We start from the raw sequence: 4,885 nt of genomic DNA on the forward strand, positions 1-4,885 counted from the left end.
AGTTGTTATATATTTATACTGACGAAAACGTTTGCGATATGCGTTTTTTTCTAAGGATTTATTTATGACGGTTGCGTTAAAAGATTTGGCAAAAGCCTGCGGAGTCTCAGTAGGTACGGTGTCTCGTGCTTTAAACGATAAAAATGAAGTAAGCAAAGCTACAGCCATCAGAATTAAACAGTTGGCTAAAGATTTAGGCTATATTCCAAATCGTGCAGGACGCGCATTATCAAGTCAGAAGAATATCAATTGCATCGGTATTTTGCTTCCAAGCGTCAATTCTCCTTTTTTTGATGATATAAAACGCGGCATTAAACAGGCTCGAAATGAATATAAAGATTTAGGTCTTGATATTTATTTAGTGGAAGAAGAAGGCTGGGATCCGCAAAAGCATTTAAAAGCAATTGAAAATCTTGAAGCGCATGGTTGCAAGGCTTTTGCTCTGTGTACCGTTGAACATGAAATTATCTTAAATAAGATAAAAGAACTTCATGATCGCAATTTACCTGTCCTGCTTATTAATAATGATATTCCCAACAGCGAAAGAATTTGTTTTGTAGGGCCTAATTACTTTAAATCAGGTCAGGTTGCGGCAGCCATGTTAAATAAGTGCATGCGTGACGCATATTTGAAGATTTTGATAGTAACCGGACCTAAAGTGCATAACGGGCATCAAATCAGAGTTGACGGTTTTATCTCCGAGCTTAATCGTGACTGCGTTAAATATCAGATTGAGACTGTGATTGAAGGTATGGATAACGATATCATCACGCAGCAGGAGACAATGAAAGCTTTTCAGCAGCATCCTGAGATCAACTGTGTTTATATGGCTACTGGATCAGGTGTTGCAGGACTTGGTGCCGCGGTTATTGCCGATAGAGATCACCATCGTTTTGTCATTGCCTGTGATGAAATTTACACTACGCGTGAATTGGTAAAGGGCGGAATTATTGATTTTGTGATTTGTCAGGATTCAAAAACCCAAGGATATCAGGCTATAAAGAAATTGCATGAGTATTTAATCAGAACTGACAATGAAAAAATGGATGATTATATTGTTGATAATATAATCAAAATCAAGAATCATTTTGAGATTAATTAAGAGAAATAGGGATTATCTTTTCGCTTTTTTGCAAGCAATAAAAAGCCTGTCACCGAAAAATGACAGGCTTTTATCTTAGAGTCGTGAATAATTAGAATTCCATGCTGGCACCGGCACTTACTTCCCAAGTGTTGTCGATGTCATGACCTAATGATCTTTCATAATTAATGAACATATATGAATTTTCACTTAAGGTGCATGAGAAACCGACGCCTACATCATACCAGGTGCGTTCACCGTCAAAGTCGGCAACAGCGGTGTTGCCGGTGCGAAGACCTGTTATGGTAAGTTCCTGATCTCCTAAGAAGTCATGCAGAATATCGCCCATAAGATAGATGGAATAGAGCCCTTCTTCTGCTGAATTTCCGAAATCTTTACCGACACGCAGACCCCAACGCATGATTAAGCTGTCAACGTTGTCAGATTCAACTTTTACCCCACGGTCAGTATTGAAATCATAACTTCCGATATAGGTGTAGGTAAGCTGAGTCTGAGGCTCAAAGAACCACTGATCTTTATTGGAGAATTTACGTCCGATTTCAGCGCCGACACTTGCTCCCCAGAAGTCGTAGTCACCGTTTACTTCATAATAGCCGTTAACGTGTCTGAATCTTGCATCCATGTCAGCATCAAACCAGCCGACTTTAGCGGTTAAATCAAGATAAGCTCCGTTATCAAGCAGCCAGGTGTCATAAAGACCGATACTGTAGCGATTTAAATCGCTGTCGCCTGATTCATCAAAATCAGATTGTCCGCGTAAATAGTCAACGGCTATGCTGTAGACGTTATAGCTTTCGTCATTACGTACTTTGTAGTCATAACCGATTTGAATCATATCGGCTGAATCATCATTGCCGGTAAGACCTGAATTGATGTGACGATAGCGAGCCCAAACACCGTCTTCACTGTCTTTTATATGACGAGCTTCGCCGCGGCGTTTTTGTAGTCGATCGATATCCATAATTGCATAGTTATATGCAAGACTTGAAGATAAACGGGCACCTTCAACGATGTCAGGAGCGACTTTTTGAATATCTGCTTTTGTTATAAACAAGTTTTGCATTTGCTCATGATATTCAAGTTTTTGTTCTTGTGTCCAAGTGAACTTATCATCATCTGCTTTAACTGTGTAAGTAACACTTTGAATGTCACCGTCCTTAGGTCCTAGTTCAATGTTGGGGTCGTATTTAAGGTCTTTAGCTACACGTCCAATTTGTATATAGGTATCCGGATTGTTTTCAACAATTCCAAGTGTCTCATCAAAATCTTTATCGGTGGTGTTCCAGATTTTGAAGTTGATTGTTGAGTCAGCTTTTGCTTGTTCTGATGCAAGTTGATCAATGATAATCAAATCGTGATTATCATAATCTTTAACATAGATGTTAAATGTACCACCAGTACCAGCTAACTCTTGAATACGGAGTTTTTTGATACCTGTTTCAATTGTAGAAGAAGAAAAATCACCGTTGTTTATGGCATCAACATTACTAAAGCTAAAAGCTTGGCGCATGTAACGTGTGTCTACAACACCATCATTTAAGGTTAGGTGATAAATTCCGTTGTTTACGGTTGTAAAAGATGTTTTATCTATTTCAGGGAAATAATACTTTTCTTGATCTTGCTGAAGAGATAATAGATCATAATCATTGATTACATTATTATTCTCTTTGTCAGTTGTTTTGTTGACTCTTTCGTAAGTTTTAGATTTCTCATTCCAAACCATCAGATTATATTGATCGCTTAAATCTAAGCGCTCATAAGAAACATTTTCCGTGTTATTTAAAGTTGTTTGGTTTTTATTCTTGTAGGCTAAATAAAAGTCTGTATGGGCAAAATCATAATTCCAACCATACCATTTTTGTTGTGGCATCCAAGTGGCGCCGTTTGCTAGAGTAAAATTAATTTTACCTCCTAGAGAGTTTTTTTCTTTTTTAATTTGCTCTTTTTTCCATGTAGAGTTAGATTGGTTTGTTACATCTGTAGCTGTTTCTTCTTTTAAGTTTAGGGATTCGTTTTGTCCAAAGCGGTGTCTTTCATAAAGATTACCGTAGAGTTTTGATTGGTTGTTTTCCAAAGTAAGGTTTATTTCTGCATGCTGTACGGTATTTGCTAAGTCAGAATTTTTCCAAAACTCATTTGCTGGTTTTTTATCTTTATTATGAAATGTATTTGAGTGTGTCCCTTCACCGTTTAACATTCCAGCCATCAGGTCTCCTCGTATATCAAAATATCCTTGTTTATTCTTATCTGATATTTCAATGTCGGAACCATGCATAGACAATGCCGCAAAACGTAAATTGCCGTTTTGCATATTAGTTTTATCTGTAATGTAGGTATTCCATGTTTGGGTTACTTGTTCATGACTAAGAATGTTTTGATCTTGTAAACGATTCTCCCCAAAACTATCAAATGGAGTTGTTATAGTATTATTTTCTCCATCAATAGAAACACCCCAAATTCGTGATACCTTATTATCATTAGATGCAGTTACTTTAATCTTGCCTTGTTTGTATGGATCTAAAATCCCTAAAGTCGATGCGGAAGCAAGCGCTGAAACAATTCCATCATCGTAATGACCTTTAACAACAATATCGGCTCCGTTTTCAAAAACAGTTGTGCCTCCCTCGTTATTAAAGACACCAAAAACTTCGTTATATCTGGGATCTGATAGTCCTGATAAATCAGAGCGATTTGTATGCGTAACGCTAACAGTTGCGTGTTGTTTGAAATTTATAACACCATAATTATCAATGAATCCTTTTACTTTTTCTGTGGCATTGTATTCTGCAGCTCCGAACACATTGTAAATACCGGCTGCTACACTTAAATTTTCAACACCAGAAGATCCGCTGGAATAATCAGGATTTTCTCCTTCCTCATAAAAAGTAAAATCACTGATGAAATTGACTTCTTTATCAAAAGTTAAATTTCTTTTTTTATTGGAGAGTGAAATGCCAAGTGAAGATCTTCCGTCACCTTTATTTGCAGCCCCGACTAAATGATTTTTAGTTATAAGATTTACAGTTGGCTCAAACTTAAAGTATTTTAAATCAATGTTATTACTTTTATTTTCGTCGTTCGCAGTCATCATTGCGTTTTCAAAGAATGATAATGCAGTAGTGTGTGTTGAGTATGGTTTCTGCGTGTCTTGATTAATACCATCTTTAGCAAAATCATATTGTAATGTCCAATTCTTATTATCTGCTTTTATTGTAATAGTGGCATTATACTTTTCTTCTTGTGAGGATGGTTGCTGGTCTGCCCATGTAATAGAAAAGTTATTATTAGGTTTAACTAAGTTCTCTGTTCCCTCAAAATTGATTCGCGAATTTTCAGCTAAAACATATTTGTTTTCATCTTCGCTCCAATAGTAATCATCATTAAAAAATCCGACTAAATCAGGTTTATCTTTGTGTTTTGATTCTTTCAAATTTTCTAATATTGTTTGAGAATTAATTTTTACTGACCCGGTTAGGTTGTTTAGATCATTCGAAGGAACGTCTTGGGATTGTGCCGCAAAAGATGTTAATAATATAGAACAAGCAATTGCCAAAGGGGTTAATTTAAAATTTTTGCGGGATATTGTAAGTGAAGAATTAATATTAAGAGTAGACGGATCTATAAGAGATCCGCAAGAATCTATGCGTTTCATGATTGAATTTCCAATTTTGCCTCTAATGTTTTTTATTATATTGCAAAATTTAACAATTCAATCAAGAAATTTTACAAAAACGATTTTAGTTAAAATTATATGTGTAATTTTTATATGATTAACTATTTGTT

At 35.9% G+C, this 4,885-nt stretch carries 2 protein-coding genes; one reads left to right on the forward strand and one right to left on the reverse strand.

Annotation, left to right across the window (positions count from 1 at the left end; genetic code table 11):
- The first annotated feature begins 64 nt into the window (after positions 1 to 64).
- The gene (locus tag QZ019_RS09175; RefSeq protein ID WP_295484441.1) at positions 65 to 1,102 is read left to right on the forward strand and encodes a LacI family DNA-binding transcriptional regulator; all 1,038 of its coding nucleotides are present in this window, start codon (positions 65 to 67) and stop codon (positions 1,100 to 1,102) included.
- A 91-nt stretch (positions 1,103 to 1,193) separates the two neighbouring features.
- Here the strand turns inward: QZ019_RS09175 and QZ019_RS09180 are convergent, their stop codons facing one another.
- Entirely contained in the window at positions 1,194 to 4,754 is a 3,561-nt protein-coding gene (locus tag QZ019_RS09180; protein ID WP_295484443.1) for an autotransporter outer membrane beta-barrel domain-containing protein, read from the reverse strand.
- Positions 4,755 to 4,885 lie beyond the last annotated feature (131 nt).

This window comes from uncultured Succinatimonas sp. (assembly GCF_905203285.1).
Classification (GTDB): domain Bacteria; phylum Pseudomonadota; class Gammaproteobacteria; order Enterobacterales; family Succinivibrionaceae; genus Succinatimonas.